General features: G+C 60.1%; 1 pseudogene. It reads right to left on the bottom strand.

The features are described from left to right. Positions 1–243: pseudogene (locus V5P19_RS24295) on the bottom strand (nitrite/sulfite reductase); the annotation flags it as partial.

Genomic DNA, 243 nt, shown 5'->3' with positions numbered 1-243 from the left:
CAATTGCGCGTTCTCGTCGGCGCGGCCACCAATCGTGATCTGGTAGAATTCCTCACCATTCTTCTCGACGCCGAGAATGCCGATATGGCCGACATGGTGATGGCCGCAGGCATTGATGCAGCCGGAGATGTTGATATGCAGCCGGCCGATCAGGTCGGCGGTGTCGTGGTTGGCAAAACGCCGCGTCAATTCCTGCGCGATCGGGATCGAACGCGCGTTGGCCAGCGAGCAATAGTCCAGCCC

This window comes from Enterobacter sp. UNJFSC 003, from assembly GCF_036903355.1.
Lineage (GTDB): Bacteria > Pseudomonadota > Gammaproteobacteria > Enterobacterales > Enterobacteriaceae > Enterobacter.
This window is presented reverse-complemented; position numbering and strand designations above follow the sequence as displayed.